The organism is Streptacidiphilus sp. EB129 (assembly GCF_041262645.1).
Classification (GTDB): Bacteria; Actinomycetota; Actinomycetes; order Streptomycetales; family Streptomycetaceae; genus Streptacidiphilus.
The window spans coordinates 1-17720 of the sequence record NZ_JBGCCS010000072.1 but is presented as its reverse complement, the minus strand read 5'-3'; the positions used below and the strand labels follow the sequence as shown (position 1 = coordinate 17720).

Genomic DNA, 17720 nt, shown 5'->3' with positions numbered 1-17720 from the left:
ACGCCTCAACTTGTTTGACCGTCAGCTCATCAGCACACAGTCAGACCAACGAGCACGCACGCTCACAGTCACGCCCAGATGCGGTTGCAGTACTAGGCCCTCGCGGGCACTACGTGCATTACACATGTACACCCGTTCGGTCATCAGCCACTCTTGACTCTGCTCCGAAGCAAGACGCTGTCGTGGTAGGGGGATGGGAATTCCATGCGCATCGATCTGCTCACCCGGGAATACCCGCCGGAGGTGTACGGGGGAGCCGGAGTCCATGTCGCGGAGCTCACCCGCGCCCTCCGTCGCCTTGCAGACGTCCGAGTCCGCTGCCTGGGCGAGCCCCGCGCCGAGCCCGGGGTGACGTCGTACCCCCTGCCGCAGGCTCTGGCTCCGCACAACAGCTCCCTGCAGTATCTGGGCGCTGACCTTGCCATGGCCGGCGACTGTGCGGGTGCCGACATCGTGCACACCCACACCTGGTACACGGCGATGGCGGGCCGGACCGCGGCGCTGCTCCATGGTGCTCCGCATGTGATGACCATGCACAGCCTGGAACCGCTCAGGCCCTGGAAGGCCGAGCAGTTGGGCGGCGGTTATGCGCTGTCGAGCTGGATGGAACGCGTCGCCACCGAGAGCGCGGACGCCCTGATCGCGGTGTCCTCCTCGATGCGGGACGACATCCTGCGGGTCTACCCCCAGGTGTCACCGGAGCGCGTTCACGTCCTCCACAACGGCATCGACACCGATGCCTACCTGCCTGACCACGGGACGGCCGCCCTGGAGCGGTACGGCATCGATCCGGACCGCCCCATCGTTCTCTTCGTGGGTCGGGTGACCCGTCAGAAGGGCCTGCAGCACCTTCTGCGTGCCGCCTTCGCCCTTCGGCCGGAGGCGCAACTGGTGCTGTGCTGCGGACAGCCGGACACGCCCCGGATCGCCGCCGAGGTGGCGGACCTTGTCGACGGCCTGCGCAAGGTCAGATCGGGCGTCTTTCGCATCGACGGCATGCTCGACCAGGTCTCGCTCCGTCAACTCCTGACTCATGCGGCGGTGTTCGCCTGTCCCTCGGTGTACGAGCCGATGGGGATCGTGAACCTGGAAGCCATGGCCTGCGGCACGGCCGTTGTGGCCAGCGCCGTCGGAGGAATTCCGGAGGTCGTCCAGGACGGGAGGACAGGCCTGCTGGTTCCGCTGGGGGAGCAGACCGAGGAATACGGGGATCCGGTCGCCCCCGAGGATTTTGCCGCCGCATTCGCAGAAGCAGTCAACGGGATTCTGGACGAGCCCGCCCATGCCGAACGTCTGGGAGCCGAAGGGAGATTCCGGGCGGAAGCAGAATTCTCCTGGAAAACTGTCGCAGCACGCACGCTGGACATCTACAAGGGGCTTGCCGCGCGCTGAGGCGGGGCCGAGGCCGGCCGTCCTGTCCGTAAGATCACTTTACAGGTTGTAGGCCTTGACTGCTGCCCCCTGGGCTTTCGGGGCCTCCCTGAGGCCTGGCGCCATGGCGCAGGCGAGTCTGCGGCAGATAGCCTGTGCGGGCACGGTCGCTTCTGCCTTGAGCTGCTTGGAGTTTGACCCCGGCCCCGCCATGGATCGCCATGGTCCGGGGCCGGGGTCGAGTCTCTTGGATCTACGCGTGTGGACGATCGCCGTCCGGGGGTCGGTGATCAACTGCCTTGGAGTCGTATGACAGAGTGTCGCCGACGATGTCACCACTCTTGCTGGTCGCTCGGGTGTGCTTCGCGGGGCGGGTGCAGTGTTTGTGTCGGACCTTCCGCGCGGGCCTGACAGAGCCACGCATTCGGGACGAACGGTCCGCCCCTGGTGCGTGAATTGTCGGTTCTTGGGAGGGGAATCTGTTGCATCAGGGAAAGTTTGCCAAGGTGGCGGCCGGTGCGGCCGTGATATCCATGCTGATGGTCGGATGTACAGGGAGTGTCACTCCGGTATCCAGTGGGATCGTCACTGCGGTATGGGGGGCCCCGCAGAATCCACTCGGTCCCGGTGATGCTGTGGATTCCAATGGCATCAAGGTCATGAACTGCGTCCTCACCGGACTGCTCAGTTACGACCCGAAGACGTCGGCCCCGGTCTACGAGGATGCGGCGTCGATCACCAGCACTGACGAGCAGCACTTCACCATCAAGCTGAAGGACGACTGGACGTTCAGCGACGGCACCCCGGTGACTGCAGCTTCCTATGTCGATGCCTGGAACTATGCGGCGCTGGTGACGAATCAGCAGGTCAACAGCTCGTACTTTCAGTACATCCAGGGCTACACCGCGGTGGCGCCCAACTCCGGAAAGCCCACCGCCGCCACGATGTCCGGGCTGAAGATCGTGAATCCCACCACCTTCACGGTGGCGCTCACCCAGAAGTTCTCGACCTGGCCGCAGACTCTCGGTTCCTTCATCTACGACCCGCTGCCCGCCTCCTTCTTCAAGGACCCGGCGGCCTGGGCAAAGCGGCCGGTCGGCGACGGTCCGTACACGGTTGCCTCCTACGTTCCCGGCCAGGAGATAGATCTGCTGCCCTATGCCGGGTATCGGGGCCGGCAGAAGCCCGAGAACAAGGGGATCGACCTCAAGGTCTACACCAGTACGACCGCTGCGTACGCGGACCTGCTCTCCGGTCGGCTGGACATCGACGACACCCTCCCGCTGACCGAATTGCGCAACGCGTCGGGGGATCTGCACGGACGGGTGGTGAACACTCCGTCCGGGAGTCTGTCCCGTCTGGGGTTTCCCCTGTACGCGAAGGGCTGGAGCACCGCACAGGGCGCCGAGGTGCGGCAGGGGATCTCCATGGCGATCAACAGGGCCCTGATTGCCAGTAAGATCCTCAACGGCACGGTGACGCCTGCCAGCGACTGGACCGCGCCGGGCGTCAACGGCTACGACCCCGGACTGTGCGGGGTCTACTGCAGCTATGACCCGGTCAGGGCCAAGAAGCTCATCGCAGCAGCCGGCGGCCTCCCCGGCGGCTCGATGACCATCAGCTACAACGCGGACGGCGGCAACGCCCCGTGGGTGGACGCGGTCTGCAACAGCATCAACAGCGCACTCGGTAACGACAGGGCCTGCGTGGGCGAGCCGACCCCCACCTTCGCCGAGTACCAGAACCACATCACCGGCAGGGAGATGACAGGTGCGTTCCGTACCTCCTGGGAGATGGACTACCCCCTCGCGCAGGACTTCCTCCAGCCTTCCTTCACGACCAACGGCGCCGCCAACGGTTCCGGCTACAGCAACCCGGCCTTCGACTCGCTGATCAATCAGGCCAACGCGGCATCCAGCACCGCCGCGGCGAACGGCTTCTACCAGCAGGCCGAGCAGCAGTTGGTCCTCAGCATGCCCGCGATCCCGCTCTGGTACGAGGACAGCGTCGCCGGCTACTCCAGCAGCGTGTCCCAGGTACAGATGGACGAGTTCCGCACACCCGAGTACTACGCCATCCGCAAGTAGAACGTCGCGCGACCGTCCACCTGACGATGTACAACTGCCGTACTCGAATCCCGTCCTGCAAAATCGATTCCTCTCCCTGTGCTGATGCCATGATCGACGTGTTTCGGAATGGCGAAGGAAGAGGATGGGCATGCACATCGGAGTATTCGGTGCTACCGGCGTCATCGGCAGCCGCGTCGTCGCCGAGGCGGCGGGCCGCGGTCATCGGGTGAGCGCCTGGACCAGGGACGCGTCACGGGCAGGCCAGAACACCGACGCCGTGCAATGGGGCGTCGCGGACGTCCTCGACCCGGAGAGCGTCGACCGCGCCATCGACGGCGTCGACGTGGTGGTGAACGCCATCAATGCCGCGCGGGACTTCCACGAGGCCATCGCCAACGCCGGGGTCCTGCCCAAGGCCGCGGACTCGCTGCTGACCGCCCTGGAACATCACCCCGCTGCCAGGGTGATCGTGGTCGGCGGTGCGGGCAGCCTGGAGGTACGGCCTGGCCTGCAGTTCTGTGACGTCGATGGCATCGCCGACACTCTGCCGGAGTCACTGGGCGCCCCACCGGAGTACATCACCGTCGTCTGGGCGCACCGGGATGCGCTGAACCGCTACCGCACGTCCAATCGGAACTGGACCTACCTCAGCCCCTCGGCGGGGGTGGTCCTCCCGGGCGAGCGGACCGGCCGGTTCCGCACAGGCGGCAACCAACTGCTGGTGTCCGCCGACGGCCGCAGCGACATCAGCGCCGAGGACCTCGCCATGGCGATCATCGACGAAGCGGAACTCCCCCGGCACATCCAGCGCCGGTTCACGGTGGGCTACTAGCTGCCGCCAACCCGAAGATGTACAACTGCCCTACTTGAACCGGTATTCTGCCGAATCGCCGACCTGACGATGTGCAACTGCCGTACTCGAATGGGTATTTCGGACCGTCGATTTCTCTTCCACACTGGCGCCATCACGGATGCTTCAGACGGGGGAGAAAATCCATGAGTACTGATCATGATGTCGTGGTTGTCGGTGCCGGGTTCGCCGGGTTGTACGCGGTGCACAAGCTGCGCGACGGGCTGGGGCTGAGGGTGCAGGGGTTCGACGCCGCCGGCGGGGTGGGCGGGACCTGGTGGTGGAACCGCTATCCGGGGGCGCGGTGCGACTTCGAGTCCGTGCACTACTCCTACTCGTTCTCGGACGAGCTGCAGCGCGAGTGGCAGTGGACCGAGCGCTTCGCCGCGCAGCCCGAGATCCTCAGCTACCTGGAGTGGGTTGCCAACCGCCTGGACGTGCCCCGCGCCTACCGCTTCAACACCCGGGTGACCGCGATGGTCTGGAACGAGCAGCAGGGTCACTGGACGGTCACCACCGACGACGGGCAGAGGTGCACGGCGCGTTTCGTGGTGACCGGCACGGGCAACCTGTCGGTCCCCAAGCCACTGGAGTTCCCGGGCATCGAGCGTTTCCGCGGTCAGGTGCTGCGCACCAGTGCCTGGCCGCACGAGCCGGTGGACCTGTCGGGCAAGCGGGTGGGGGTGATCGGGACCGGCGCCACCGGTATCCAGGCCATCACCGAGGTGGCGCGCCACGCGGGGCATCTGACGGTGTTCCAGCGCACCCCCAACTTCGCCGCGCCGCTGGGCAACGGGCCGGTCGCGCCCGGGGAGCGGCGGTGGCTGGCCGAGCACCACCAGCAGGTGCGGGCCGGGTCGCGGGACAACTTCCTGGGCGCGCCGTACGAGCCGGCGCGTCCCTCGGCGCTGGCCGACTCGCCCGAGGAGCGGCGCAAGGTCTACGACGAGTTCTACGGCAAGGGCGGCTTCCGGCTGGTGATCTCGACCTACCAGGACCTGCTGTTCAACGAGGAGGCGAACGAGACCATCGCCGCCTACATCCGCGACCGGATCCGCGAGCGGGTGATCGACCCGAAGACCGCCGAGCTGCTGTGCCCCAGTGACCACCCGTACGCGACCAAGCGGGCGCCCTTCGAGAGCGGCTACTACGAGGCGTTCAACCGCGAGAACGTGGATCTGGTCGACGTGCGGTCCGCGCCGATCCAGACCCTGACCGAGACCGGTCTGCGGACCACCGGGGCCGACTACGAGCTGGACGTCCTGATCCTGGCCACCGGCTTCGACGCGATCACCGGCCCGCTGCTGCAGATGGGCATCGTGGGGCGCGACGGGCTCACCCTGAACCGGAAGTGGGCCGACGGGCCCCACGCCTACCTGGGGATCGCGGTGCACGGGTTCCCCAACCTGTTCACGGTCACCGGTCCCCAGAGCGCGAGCGCGTTCTACAACAACCCGCTCGCGATCGAGGACCACGTCGACTTCACCGCCGCCGCGATCAAGGCCGTGGCCGACAGCGGCGCGCGGACGTTCGAGGCCACCGCGGAGGCGGAAGGCGCCTGGGGCACCATGACCGACGGCCTACTGAACCTGACCCTGCTGCCCAAGGCCAAGAACTCCTACTACATGGGCGCCAACATCCCCGGCAAACCCCGCGCGGCCTTCATCTTCCTGGGCGGCGCACCGCTCTACCGGGCGATCTGCCAGCACGTCAAAGCGAGCGGGTTCGGCGGCTTCGCCATCGACGACCACCCCACACCGGTCCCCCCGATCGTCCAGCTCGACCCCGCAGACGCGCTCGCCCGAGCCCAGGCCGATGAACTGAGCTGAGCCCTGGATCGCCCGGGACAGCCTGACGCCGACCGGACGCCTGGTGCGCGCCGCCCGATCCTCGATCGGGCGGCGCGCACCACCGCAGGTACATCCACACCGCCGGCCGGGAGGCCCGAGATGCCCGTCGCCCTGTGCGAGTCCTGCCTCACCGCGCAGGAGGCGCCGGCCCTCCAGGCCGACCACCTGCTGCGGCCGCTGCTGCCCGCAGTCCTGCCCTGGCTGATCACCCGCCGCTGGTTCACCCACGACGACGGCTGCCTGGACGAACTCCAGCCGCTCGGCGCTGCGGTGCTGGTCCAGAACAGCAGCATGGTGCTGGTGCACTCGCTGCTCACCGCGCACCGCGCCACCGCGCCCACCCGTACCTACCAGCTGCTGCTGGGGCTGCGCCGCAGCCTTCCGGCGCACCTCGACCACGCGGTCATCGGGCAGGCCGGCGCCGGACCCTGGGACGGCTGGTGGATCTACGAGGCCACCGAGGACCCGGAGTTGATGAGCGGGCTGCTGCGCACGGTCACCGCTCGCGAGCAATACCCCGGCGTCCCGGTGCGGTTCACCGGGACCGGTGACGCCCCGATACCGCTGGACCGCACCCCGCGCGCGCTGTCGGTCGAGCGGAGCAACAGTACGGTGGTCTTCGGGGACCGGTTCCTGATCAAGTTCTTCCGCCGGCCCGAGAGCGGCGCGCACCCCGAGGTGGAGGTACTACGGGCGCTCACCACCGCGGGCTGCCCCCGCACGCCCGGGCTGACCGGCTGGCTGCACACCCCGGGGGCCGCGCGGCGCGCCTTCGTCCTCGGCATCGTGGAGGACTTCTACCCCCGCTCCACCGACGCCTGGGAGCTGGCCGTCCGGCAGGCGACCGACTGCATCAACGGCGACAGCCCGGCGCTGCCGGCGGCCGGCGGATTCACCGCCCAGGCACGAGCGCTGGGCGCGGCGGTCGCCGAGGTCCACACCGCCCTGGCCGAGTCCTTCCCGCGCACCTGGCTCAGCCCGGAGCGCGCGCTGGCGGAGGCGGAGGCGATGAGCCGGCGGCTCCAGGAGGCGGTGCACAGCGTCCCGAGGCTGAAGGTCTACGCGGACGGGCTGGCCGGGCTCTACGACGACTACGCCCGAGTCGCCGCGCAGGGCCGGGGGCTGCCGGGCCAGCGCATCCACGGGGATCTGCACCTGGGGCAGGTGCTGTGGACCGCCGACGGGTGGAAGATCATCGACTTCGAGGGCGAGCCGGCCCGGCCGGTCGCCGAACGCTCGCTGCCGCAGCTCGCCCTGCGCGACGTCGCCGGCATGCTGCGCTCCTTCGACTACGCCGCCCAGCAGGCGCTGTCCGGCGTGCGGGCCGCGGTCAGGGACGCTCCCCGGCGGCCCGCCCGCGGAGCCGGGAACAGCGACGCGGTCGGGGCCCGCGACGAGGCCCAGGGCATACCGGCCCGGCTGCGGCAGTCCCGCCGGGCCCAGGCCTGGGCGGTGCGCAACCGACGTGCCTTCAGCCTCGGCTACGCCGAGGCCGGGGGAGCGGACCCGCTGTGCCACCCGGTGCAACTGCGCGCCTTCGAGGCGGACAAGGCGGTGGACGAGGCCGTCCACGAGGCCCAGCACCGTCCGGGCTGGCTGCACATCCCGATGACCGCGGTCGAACGCCTCGCCCACGGCCACTGAACCCCGAACTCGGCTCGCCTCCCGACAGGGGTGCGGGGCCCGGCCCGTCGAACGGGTCAGGCCCCGCACCCCCTGTCACGCGACGCCACCGCGCGTCTCATCTGCTGTCGACGGCGTGGTCGTGCGCGCGGGCGGCCTCGTAGGCGGCACGTTCGGTGACCGGCAGTCCCTCTGCGCCGCTCGCGGTGAGGCCGTCGCGGTAGGCGCGCATGGCCTCGTCCGGGTTCCCGTGCCGGTTCCACACGTCGCCGAGGTAGCGGTAGACCCGGGCCGCCGCCATGTCCGGACGGCGCAGCTGCCGCAGCTGCCGCGCGGCGCCCCGGAGCGAGGCCTCGCCGTGCACCGTCTCGCCGTTGAGCAGTTGGGTCTCACCGAGCGTGGCCAGCGCCTCGGCGGCCACCCCGCTGTTCTCGTTGGCCAGGATCCCTACCGCGCGACTGGCGTGCTCCTGCGCCTCTTTGAGCAGACCCAGCCGCATGTCCGCGAGGGCCAGGCCGACTTCGGAATCGCCGATCTCATGCACGCTGCCGGTCTCCACCAGCATGCCCACGGCCTGCTCCAGCAGCGACTTGGCCTCGGCCGGGTCGCCGGATTCGGACCTGAGGATCAGCCAGCCGAGCAGGCTCTTGAGCATCGCCAGGTGACGGTGGTTGTCGCCCTCGGCCATGAACCCCAGCGCCCGTTCGACCAGCGCGACGGCCTCGTTCCGGTCCCCGCGCGACTCCGCGATCAGGCCGGCGTTCCAGTAGACCATCCCGCGCGCGGCGCGCGACTCGGTCTTCTCGGCCTGCGCCAGCAGCCGCTCGCTGAGCAGGTGGGCCCTGGTGAAATCGGAACGCAGGTAGTACGCGCCCACCAGGGTGACCCCCAGCTGGATGTGATCGTCCGTCACCTCCAGGCCGAGGGAGTCCAGCCGCTGCAGCGCGCGCTCACCGACCTCGACGCTCATGCTGAGGTCGCCGGTGATGGTGTAGCAGCGGCAGAGCGAGACGTTCACCTCCGCCCACTGCGCGGAACCCACGACCAGCGCCCGGTCCTTGGTCAGGTCGTGCAGGATCGAGATGGCCGACTCCAGCCGCCCCAGCCGCTCCAGGGCGGTGGCCTGGGCGAACCGGGCCCGGAACAGCAACTCGGGGCTGAGCACCGCGGACTTGGTCAGTACATGGGTGATGCTCTGCAGCGCCTCGCCGTGCGAGCCGTTGCGCAGGGCCATCTCGGAGAAGCCGAGCTCCAGGCGCAGGTCGTTGAGTTCGGCCTCGTTGCGGCCGGTACGGAGGTACTCCACGGTGGTGCCGACACGCTCGGCGAGCGCGGCGAGCACGGAGGGCGACGGGGTGCGCTTGCCGCCCTCGATCAGCGAGATGTAGCTGGCCGATATCTCGGCCGTCGCCAGGTCCTGCTGAAGGAGCCCGCGAGCCAAGCGCTGCTCACGTACGCGGCGGCCGATCCCGACTGCATCCGAGCTGGCTGTCTGGTCAGCGAACACGTAACTGCCTCCTGTAAGCGCCGAAGGAGTCGTTCCCGGGCTCCCATGGGACACGCACACGACTACGGCGCGTGTCCGTGATTACTGCATACATGACTCTGATCCACACGGCAAGTAGCCGGGCGGTCCGCCTCCTGGTCCGGGACTGTGATGCGTGAGGTCACGCATCCCATGGTCATGTCAATATGTCATTCCCGTCTCCCTCCAAAGTATAACTTGACACAAATGTGTGCATCGACTTGACTCCTCCTGTCATGCGTACTGATGGAGGGGATTGGTGCACCATGAATAGAATCATGCTTCTGCTTGCGGTAGTTCTGAGTGCGCTGTCGATCGTCGCCCTGGTGGCGTTGCAGCATTCCGGCGCATCTGACCGAGCGGTGCCGCCGCGCGGCAACGGATACATGAGCCCGATGACTGGCGGACCCTGCTGCTGACCCAGCGTTATTTTCCGGGCCTGCCCTCCGGTGGCAAGTCGCAACCGGGGACGGGCCTTCCGCATGTCGGGACGGGGGCGGCAATCCGGACGCGGGTTGGCGGAAAAAGGTATTGCGTGGTCCGGGAGTGTCGGCAGAACCCCCGTCATAAGGACGGGTGTACAGCTTTTCGACGCTTTCCGTCCGCATGTTACAAAAAGGACTTCTGGGGCGCTCCATGTCTTTGTGGTTCCGAATCCTGGGGTGGACTCATGTCCGGCCCCGCTATATTGCACATTCAACTGTTGTTGTCCGTGGCGCCCGGGGCATGCCACGGAATCCGCCAAGAAGCCGTTCAGGCGTAGCGGATCCTCGGGTCCAGCAGCGCGTAGAGCAGGTCCACCAGCAGGTTGACGAGGAGGTAGCCGAGCACCAGCACGGTGACGAAGCCGACCACGGTCGGGGTGTTCTGCTCCCGCACACCCTGGTAGAGGGTGTAGCCGACGCCCTGGATGTTGAAGATGCGCTCGGTCACCAGCACGCCGCCGAGCAGCGCGCCGAGGTCGGTGCCCAGCAGGGTGACCACCGGGATCAGTGAGGTGCGCAGCAGGTGGTGGGTGATCACCCGGCGCCGTGGCAGGCCCTTGGCGACCGCGGTGCGCACATGGCCGGCCCGGGCGTTCTCGGCCACCGTCGCGCGGGTCAGCCGGGCCACGGTGGCGAGCGGCGCCGTCGCCAGCACGACGCCGGGCAGGATCAGGTCCATCCAGGGCGCCCCGGCGCCCACCGTCACCGGGGCGATCCCCCAGCGCACCCCGACCAGGTACTGCAGCACCGACCCGGTGACGAACACCGGCACCGACAGCAGCAGCACGGTGGCGCCCAGCACCGCCGTGTCCAGAAACCCGCCGCGGCGCAGCGCGGTCAGCACGCCCAGGCCGATGCCGACCGTGCACTCGATCGTGAAGGCCACCGCGGTCAGCTTCAGTGTGTTGGGAAAGGCGGTCCACAGCAGGGTGGTGACGGGCTGTCCGTCGAAGGAGGCGCCCAGGTCGCCGTGCGCGACGCCGAGCAGGTAGTGCCCGTACTGCACCCACAGCGGCCGGTCCAGCCACAGGCTGTGCCGCAGTTGCCGGGCCACCGCGGGGTCGACCGGATGGTTCGCGAACAGCGCCTTCACCGGGTCGCCCAGCCCGTAGACCATGGTGAAGACCAGCAGGCTGGTCCCCACGAGCACCGGTATCAGCTGCAGCAGACGGCGGGCGGCGTACCGGCCCATGGAGCCTCCCTGCATGGACAGTCATTGCTTGACAGGCTATATTACTGATTGTCAAAGTATCAGTCATATTCGCCGAGACGACCGACACCCGGCTGCGGAAGGGTCGCATGTGACTGCCTTGGACGCCACCACCCGGTTTCTCCTCGGTCTAGCGGTCCTGCTGGCGCTGACCAGGCTCGCCGGACGGGTGGCCACCCGTGTGGGCCAGCCACCCGTGCTGGCCGAGGTCCTGGTGGGTGTCGCGCTCGGGCCCACGCTGCTGGGCGAGTTGCTGCCCGGGGTGCGCCGGGCGCTGTTCGGTCCCGATGTCATGCCGATGATCAACGGTCTCGGCCAGGTGGGCCTGGCCCTCTACGCCTTCGAGATCGGCGGGCACCTGGCGGGGCCGGGACCGTCCGAACGCGGCAGCGGTGCGCCGCTGTTGAAGGTCACCGCGGCCTCGCTGCTGGCCCCGGCCGGTGCCGCCCTCGTGCTGACCTCGGCCTTCCACGCCCACCGGCTGGACGGCAGTCACGGCGGCAGCGCCGAGCTGGCGGTGTTCCTGGCCTGTGCCCTGGGGGTCACCGCGGTCCCGGTTCTGGCCCGGCTGCTGCAGGACCGCGCCCTGGAGCACACCGGCGTCGGCCGGTTGAGCCTGGCCAGCGCGTCACTGGGGGACGGGGTCTGCTGGACCCTGCTGGCCGTGGCGCTGTGGCTGGGCGGGGTGATCGGTCCGCTGCAGGTCGCCGCGGGCGCGGCGGCCGCGCTGGCGGCGGGGGTGCTGATCCACCGCCGGCAGACCCGTCCGCGCCTCCCGGCGGCGGCATCGGCCGCCGGGGGCGGACGTTGGGGGCTGGTGCCGCTGCTCGCCGCGATCTGCGTCGCGGCCGCGGGTTCGTCGGCGCTGGGACTGCACCCGATGCTGGGCGCGCTGCTGCTGGGCGCGGCCTGGCCCGGCGAGGTGCCGGCGCAGGCGGCCGCCGGAGTCCGCTCGCTGGCCGCGGCGCTGCTGCCCTGCTTCTTCCTGGGGACCGGCCAACTGGTGAACGTCGGCGCGGCACTGACCACCCGTGGCTTCGTGCCGCTGGTGCTGGTCCTGCTGCTGAGCGCCGGTGCCACCAAACTGATCGCGTGCACCGTGGTCGGCCTGCGGGCCGGCCTCGGCCTGCGCGGGTCGCTGCGGCTGGGCGTGCTGATGAACGCCAAGGGCCTGACCGAGATCGTGGTGCTCTCGGCCGGTTACCAGGCCGGACTGATCGGCCGCACCCTGTTCGAGGCCCTGGTGGTGGTGGCCCTGGTGACCACCGTCCTGGCCGGCCCCGCCCTGGCCCTGCTCGACGGCCGCCCCGAGCCCCCCGGCGCCCCGGCCGAGCCGGATCCCGGCGTCCAGGGCCGGCCTGAAGCCCGGGCCCGGCCCGGGGCCGGGGTCGGTGCTGGGATCGGGGCCGGGGCGGAGGGCGACGTGGGGGCCGAGGACAGGGCCGGGTGGTGACGGGAGCCGGGGCGGCCGGGGCCTGGGGCGAGGCGCGGGCACGTCGCTGACCGGTGGTCAGCGGGGGGCTCAGCGGGGGCCGGCCTCCGAGGCCAGGCCCGCGGGCGCGGAGGACAGGGCCGCGCGCAGCGCGTCGATGAGCGCCAGCGCGCCCTCCTCGGTCAGCTCGACGGCGACCCGGGCCGAGGGTCCGAGCGTCGGGTTGAGGAAGTCGACGTTCACGGTGTGCTCATAGGGCGCGTGCTGCGGGTGGTCGACGTAGACCATGGCCCGGGTCAGCGGGAAGTAGCCCTCGGCGCCCTTGCCGCTGCCGGTGAGCTCGACCATCTCGGTCAGATACGTGCACATGCTGTCTCCTTGACGGCGGTTCGCGGGTGGGTCCGCGGTTCGGTCGGCTGCTCAGCTGCCGGTCGCGAGGTTGTCGCGGAAGAAGCCGTCGATCAGCTCCCAGCCGGCCACCGCGGCCTGCGGGCGGTAGGAGGGGCGGTCCACGGCGAAGAAGCCGTGGCCGGCGTCCTCGAAGGTGTGGAACGAGTGCGCCTTGCCGTGCTCGGTCAGCATCGCCGCCAGCTCGGCGGTCGCCTCGGGAGAGGGGTACTTGTCCTCGGCGCCGAACAGGCCGAGCAGCGGGCAGGAGAGGTCCTTGGCCAGGTGCCCGATCGGGCCGACCGACAGCGGGAACCCCTCCGGGACGCGGTCGGTGACGAAGGCCCCGTAGCAGTCCACGGCCGCCTGCAGGTCCAGGCTGCAGGCGGCCAGGAAGGACTGCCGCCCACCGGAGCAGTGGCCGATCACGCCGACCCTGCCGTTCGCGTTCGGCAGTCCGCGCAGGTAGGCGGCCGCACCGGCCACGTCACCCACCAGCCGCTCGTCCGGCACGCCGCCCAGTGCGCGGGCGGTGGCGGAGGCGTCGTCCGGCGAGGCCCCGGGCGCCTCGCGGCTGTAGAGGTTGGGGCAGACCGCGTTGTAACCCTCGGCGGCGAACCGCCGGGTCATCTCCTTGGTCGACCGGTCGTAGCCGGGCATGTGGTGGATCACGACCACGCCGCCGCGCGGCGCCGACCCCAACGGCCGGGCGGTGTAGGCCTCGATCCGGTCGCCTCCGGCGCCGGTGATGGTCGTGGTCTCCGCCACCACCGCGTCGTCCGACACTGCGTCGTTCATGCTGGGCCTCGTCTTCTGCGCTGGTCCGACTGGTTCCGATGTTCGGCACGAGTATGCCGTCCGGTGCCGGTCGGTTTCACGGTGACCGGCCGGTCAGCGGTAGTTGAGCTCGGCGATCTCGGTGGCGAAGCGCCTGCGCGCGGCCCGGTTGCGGCCGATCAGCGGGAGCAGGGTGTTGCGGGCCGCCCTGACGGTGCGGCTGCGGGTGGTGGCGACGCGGGTCATCCGGTCGGTGAGCGCGACCACCCGCTGGGCCACCGGACGGCGCTGCGCCTCGTAGTCGTCCAGGTCGCCGAAGGCCAGGGCCAGGCCCAGGGCGTGGGCGTCCTGGATGCCGGTGTTCATGCCCTGGCCGCCGGCCGGGCTGTGCACATGGGCGGCGTCGCCGGCCAGCAGCAGGCGCCCGGCGCGGTAGTGGTCCGCGATCCGGTGGTGCACCCGGAAGCGGGAGGACCAGGCCAGGCCGGTGACCCGGGCCTGGCCGGGGGCCCGGGCGTCCAGCAGGCGCTGGACCAGGTCGAGGTCGGGCTCGGCCGGCGCCTCGTCCACGGTGGCGACGATGCGGTAGTGGTCGCCGGGCAGGGGGGCGACCACGGTCAGTCCGGCGGCGTCGAAGCTGAGTGACACCTCGTCGGCGCCCGGCGCCCAGTCCATGGCCACGTCGGCCAGGACGAAGGACTCGGCGTACTGGCTGCCGCTGAAGCCGATCCCGGCCGCCTCGCGGACCACGCTGTGCATGCCGTCGGCGCCCACGGCGTAGTCGGCGCGCAGGGTCTCGCCGGTGCTCATGGTGAGGGTGACGCCGTCCTGGTCCTGGACCACGGTCCGCACCTCGTAGGGGCGGTGCACCTCACCGCCGAGCTCGCGCAGCCGTTCCAGCAGCACGCTCTCGGTCTCCGACTGAGCGATCATCAGGGCGTACGGGTACCGGGTGTCCAGCCCGTCGAACGGCAGGGTCAGCAGCGCGCGGCCGCTGTCGCGGACGGCGAAGCGGGTGATCGGGAGACCGCGGGAGAGCAGGCCCTCGGCGGCGCCGAGCTCGTCCAGTACCTCCAGCGTCCTGGCGTGGACCACGGCGGCCCGCGAGGTGTTGGCCCCCTCGGCGAGCCGGTCCAGCAGGACGTAGCCGACGCCCGCCCGGGCGAGGGTGAGCGCCAGTGCCAGGCCGGTGGGGCCGGCGCCGACGATGGCGACCTGGGTGCGGGCCGGGAGAGTCGCGGCGTTCATGGGAGTACCTCCACTGCTCGTGCTGCCACCGTTGCCAACGGTTGTTGGCCAACGCCTGTTGACATCATCGTGGCGCATCCTCGGTTGAGCGTCAACACTTGTTGGCCTACAGTCGTTGACATGATGGCGAGCAGGCAGGACGGCACAGTTCAGGACGGCACGGTTCCGGACGGCACGGTTCAGGACGGCACAGTTCAGGACGCCGCGCAGGGGAAGCGCTCGGACCGCACCAAGGCGGTCATCGTGCGCGCCGCCCGCGAGCGCTTCGCCGCGCACGGCTACGAGCGCACCACCATCAGGGCGATCGCCGCCGACGCGGAGATCGATCCGTCGATGGTGATGCGCTACTTCGGCAGCAAGGAGCAGCTGTTCGACGCGGCCCTCTCGATCGACCTGCGGCTGCCGGACCTGACGGCGGTTCCGCCGGAGCGGCTGTCGGAGGTGATCGTCCGTCACTTCCTGGACCGCTGGGAGGGGGACCCGGCCGATGACGCGCTGCTGGTGCTGCTGCGCTCGGCGGTCACCAACGAGCGCGCGGCGCAGCGGATCCACCAGATCTTCGGCACCCAGGTCGCCCCCGCCCTGGCCGCCGCGCTCGGCCCGGAGGCGGCCGGCCGGGCCGCGCTGGTCTGCACCCAGTTGCTGGGGCTCGCGGTGACCCGCTACCTGCTCCGGCTTCCGGCCGTGGCCGCGCTGGACCCGGACGCGGTCACCGCCGCCCTCGCCCCGGCCGTCGAGGCGATCCTCCACCCGCGGCCGCGGCCGCGGCCCCAGCCGTAACCGCTGTGGCGCTGGGGCGCTGGGACGGTCCGCCCTCTTGTGGCGGGTCCGGTTTGGCATGATCCTGGCTCACGGCCGGACGGGGCGGGCGCGCCCTCGTGGGGGTGCCGGTCCCGGGTGGTGCTGTGCCGCGTCGCGGTGGTCCACGGGTGCCTCCGGTGCCCGCCGTCGCGGAGCGGAGCGAGGGGGAGGTTGCGGGTGTCTTCGTTAATCCCAGAGCCAGGCGTTCCGGCGACATCGGGCCCGGAGTCCGTCGTTCGGGTGTCGTCTCTTCCTGCCTGGTCCGCACCGGCGGGCGGCGGGCGCCGGCGGCGCGTGGTGGCCGTGGTCGGGCCGGTGGTCACCGTGGCGCTCGCGGTCGCCGGGCTGGCCGGACCCGCCGTCACCTCGGCCCGGGCAGCGGCCCCGGCCGGGGGAGTGGCCACCGCCTATGTCGCCAATGCCAGCGACAACACCGTGTCGGTGATCGACACGCCGAGCGGCACGGTCCGGGCCACCGTCGCCGTCGGCGACGGTCCGCAGGCGGTCGCGGCGGCACCGGACGGATCCCGCGTCTACGTGCCGGACATCGGCTCCAACACGGTGTCGGTGCTCGACACCGTCAGCAACACGCTGGTGGCGACCGCGACCGTGGGCTCCAGCCCGACGGCCGTGGCGCTGACCCCGGACGGGGCCCACGCCTATGTCGTCGACCTCGGCGCCGACGCGGTGTCCGTGCTCGACACCGCCACCGACCGGGTGACCGGCACCATTCCGGTCGGCGCCGGCCCGGACGCGGTGGCGGTCAGCCCCGACGGATCGCGCGCATACGTCAGCAACAGCGGTTCCGGCACCGTGTCGGTGATCGACACCGGCAGCGGTACGGTCACCGCGACCGTCCCGGTCGGCGCCTTCCCGGTCGCGGTCGCGGTCAGCCCGGACGGGACCCTCGCCTACACGGCCAACCTCGACGACCACACCCTCTCGGCGATCGACACCGCGACCGGGACCGTCACCGGCACCGTGCCGCTTGCCGCCGCCCCCTACGCACTGGCGCTCAGCCCGGACGGCACCCACGCCTACCTCGCCAACGGCCCGGCGAACACCGTCTCGGTGGTCGACACGACCGCCCGCGCTGTGACCGCCACCGTTGCCGCGGGCACCGACCCGCAGGGGGTGGCGTTCACTCCGGACGGCACCCAGGCCTATGTCACCGACCTCGGTTCCAGCGCGGTGACGGTGCTGAACACCGCCACCGCCACGATCAGCGCCACCGTCCCGGTCGGCCACAGCCCGGCCGGCCTGGCGATCCCGCTCACCGTCGGCCCGCCGCCGGTGGTGACGTCCGTCAGCCCCGCCTTCGGCCCGCCCGCGGGCGGTACCCCGGTCACCGTGACCGGTACCCACCTGGCCGGGACCACCGCCGTCAGCTTCGGGCCCGGCCACAGCGCCGTGTCCTTCAGCTGCACCGCCACCTCCTGCACCGCGGTCGCCCCAGCGGCACCGGTGGGCACCGTGGATGTGCAGGTCACCACGCCGGCCGGGACCAGCGCGGCGGTCGGCGCCGACCAGTACCGCTACGCCGCCGCGGACGTGGGCGTGGCGCTGGCCGCGACGCCCGTGCCCGGGCTGCTCGGCGGCCGGATCGACTACACCGTGACGATCACCGACCACGGCCCCTCGGCGCTGGCCTCGGCCACCGTCACCGTTCCGCTGCCCGGTCCGATGACCGCGACCTCCGGTGACTGCACCGTCTCCGGCCGCACCGTCAGCTGCGGGGCCGGGGCGCTGGCGAACGGGGCGAGCACCACCCGGCACTTCTCCGTGCCGGTCGGGCTGCTCACCCTGAACCTCCCCTACACCGTCACCGCCACCCGCACGGCCAGTGATCCGGTCGACCTCAACCCCGGCAACGACAGCGCCACCCGTACCTGCACCGTCGTCACCTCGCTGATCATCAGCTGCGACTGACACAACGGCACCGTCCCGGACCGGCAGGAGTCCCCGGTCCGTCACCACAGTGGCGGGGGGGGCCCCCCGCCGCCCCCCCCCGGGGGGGGGGGGGCGGCCGGGGGGGGGGGGGGGGGGGGCGGGCGGGGGGGGGGGGGGGGGGGGGGGGCGGCGGGGGGGGGCC

The 17720-nt window shown here is 70.8% G+C and carries 13 protein-coding genes; 8 read left to right on the top strand and 5 right to left on the bottom strand.

The window, feature by feature from the left end:
• The first annotated feature begins 204 nt into the window (after positions 1 to 204).
• The 5 genes from glgA to ABH925_RS36670 all read left to right on the top strand — a co-directional run bounded on the left by glgA (position 205) and on the right by ABH925_RS36670 (position 7784).
• Positions 205 to 1392, top strand: coding sequence for a glycogen synthase (glgA, locus tag ABH925_RS36690; RefSeq protein WP_370155769.1), 1188 nt, complete (start codon positions 205 to 207; stop codon positions 1390 to 1392).
• 614 nt (positions 1393 to 2006) lie between these two features.
• Positions 2007 to 3458 carry an ABC transporter substrate-binding protein gene (locus tag ABH925_RS36685; protein WP_370155766.1) on the top strand — a complete coding sequence of 484 codons (1452 nt, stop codon included), beginning with the start codon at positions 2007 to 2009 and terminating at the stop codon, positions 3456 to 3458.
• Between the two features lie 130 nt (positions 3459 to 3588).
• On the top strand, positions 3589 to 4272 hold the full coding sequence (locus ABH925_RS36680) for an NAD(P)-dependent oxidoreductase (RefSeq protein WP_370155764.1): 684 nt from the start codon (positions 3589 to 3591) through the stop codon (positions 4270 to 4272).
• Positions 4273 to 4436: 164 nt separating this feature from the next.
• The gene (locus tag ABH925_RS36675) at positions 4437 to 6119 is read left to right on the top strand and encodes a flavin-containing monooxygenase (RefSeq protein WP_370155763.1); all 1683 of its coding nucleotides are present in this window, start codon (positions 4437 to 4439) and stop codon (positions 6117 to 6119) included.
• A 120-nt stretch (positions 6120 to 6239) separates the two neighbouring features.
• A complete protein-coding gene (locus tag ABH925_RS36670) occupies positions 6240 to 7784 on the top strand; it encodes a phosphotransferase (protein WP_370155762.1) in 1545 nt (514 codons plus the stop codon).
• A 97-nt stretch (positions 7785 to 7881) separates the two neighbouring features.
• On the opposite strand, the gene ABH925_RS36665 is transcribed toward ABH925_RS36670, so the two are convergent.
• Both ABH925_RS36665 and ABH925_RS36660 read right to left on the bottom strand, forming a co-directional pair.
• Positions 7882 to 9270, bottom strand: coding sequence for a helix-turn-helix domain-containing protein (locus ABH925_RS36665; protein ID WP_370155761.1), 1389 nt, complete (start codon positions 9268 to 9270; stop codon positions 7882 to 7884).
• A 771-nt stretch (positions 9271 to 10041) separates the two neighbouring features.
• Positions 10042 to 10965 carry an ABC transporter permease gene (locus tag ABH925_RS36660; protein WP_370155759.1) on the bottom strand — a complete coding sequence of 308 codons (924 nt, stop codon included), beginning with the start codon at positions 10963 to 10965 and terminating at the stop codon, positions 10042 to 10044.
• Positions 10966 to 11074: 109 nt separating this feature from the next.
• Between ABH925_RS36660 and ABH925_RS36655 the strand changes: the two genes are divergently transcribed.
• On the top strand, positions 11075 to 12436 hold the full coding sequence (locus ABH925_RS36655) for a cation:proton antiporter (RefSeq protein WP_370155757.1): 1362 nt from the start codon (positions 11075 to 11077) through the stop codon (positions 12434 to 12436).
• 69 nt (positions 12437 to 12505) lie between these two features.
• On the opposite strand, the gene ABH925_RS36650 is transcribed toward ABH925_RS36655, so the two are convergent.
• The 3 genes from ABH925_RS36650 to ABH925_RS36640 form a co-directional block, all read right to left on the bottom strand.
• Positions 12506 to 12784 (bottom strand): DUF6295 family protein, encoded by a 279-nt coding sequence (locus ABH925_RS36650; protein ID WP_370155755.1) that lies wholly within the window; start codon positions 12782 to 12784, stop codon positions 12506 to 12508.
• 51 nt (positions 12785 to 12835) lie between these two features.
• Positions 12836 to 13600 carry a dienelactone hydrolase family protein gene (locus tag ABH925_RS36645; RefSeq protein ID WP_370155754.1) on the bottom strand — a complete coding sequence of 255 codons (765 nt, stop codon included), beginning with the start codon at positions 13598 to 13600 and terminating at the stop codon, positions 12836 to 12838.
• Positions 13601 to 13693: 93 nt separating this feature from the next.
• Positions 13694 to 14827: an FAD-dependent monooxygenase gene (locus tag ABH925_RS36640; RefSeq protein ID WP_370155752.1), complete on the bottom strand. Its 1134-nt coding sequence runs from the start codon at positions 14825 to 14827 to the stop codon at positions 13694 to 13696.
• A 120-nt stretch (positions 14828 to 14947) separates the two neighbouring features.
• Between ABH925_RS36640 and ABH925_RS36635 the strand changes: the two genes are divergently transcribed.
• Positions 14948 to 15607 carry a TetR family transcriptional regulator gene (locus ABH925_RS36635; RefSeq protein WP_370155751.1) on the top strand — a complete coding sequence of 220 codons (660 nt, stop codon included), beginning with the start codon at positions 14948 to 14950 and terminating at the stop codon, positions 15605 to 15607.
• 261 nt (positions 15608 to 15868) lie between these two features.
• On the top strand, positions 15869 to 17557 hold the full coding sequence (locus tag ABH925_RS36630; RefSeq protein ID WP_370155749.1) for a beta-propeller fold lactonase family protein: 1689 nt from the start codon (positions 15869 to 15871) through the stop codon (positions 17555 to 17557).
• Positions 17558 to 17720: the final 163 nt, after the last annotated feature.

Excerpts from the sequence above, each read along its gene's own strand:
- glgA (WP_370155769.1), top strand. The coding sequence starts at position 205 with ATGCGCATCGATCTGCTCACCCGGGAATACCCGCCGGAGGTGTACGGG.
- ABH925_RS36680 (WP_370155764.1), top strand. The coding sequence starts at position 3,589 with ATGCACATCGGAGTATTCGGTGCTACCGGCGTCATCGGCAGCCGCGTC.
- ABH925_RS36675 (WP_370155763.1), top strand. The coding sequence starts at position 4,437 with ATGAGTACTGATCATGATGTCGTGGTTGTCGGTGCCGGGTTCGCCGGG.
- ABH925_RS36670 (WP_370155762.1), top strand. The coding sequence starts at position 6,240 with ATGCCCGTCGCCCTGTGCGAGTCCTGCCTCACCGCGCAGGAGGCGCCG.
- ABH925_RS36660 (WP_370155759.1), bottom strand. The coding sequence starts at position 10,965 with ATGGGCCGGTACGCCGCCCGCCGTCTGCTGCAGCTGATACCGGTGCTC.
- ABH925_RS36650 (WP_370155755.1), bottom strand. The coding sequence starts at position 12,784 with ATGTGCACGTATCTGACCGAGATGGTCGAGCTCACCGGCAGCGGCAAG.
- ABH925_RS36645 (WP_370155754.1), bottom strand. The coding sequence starts at position 13,600 with ATGAACGACGCAGTGTCGGACGACGCGGTGGTGGCGGAGACCACGACC.
- ABH925_RS36640 (WP_370155752.1), bottom strand. The coding sequence starts at position 14,827 with ATGAACGCCGCGACTCTCCCGGCCCGCACCCAGGTCGCCATCGTCGGC.
- ABH925_RS36635 (WP_370155751.1), top strand. The coding sequence starts at position 14,948 with ATGATGGCGAGCAGGCAGGACGGCACAGTTCAGGACGGCACGGTTCCG.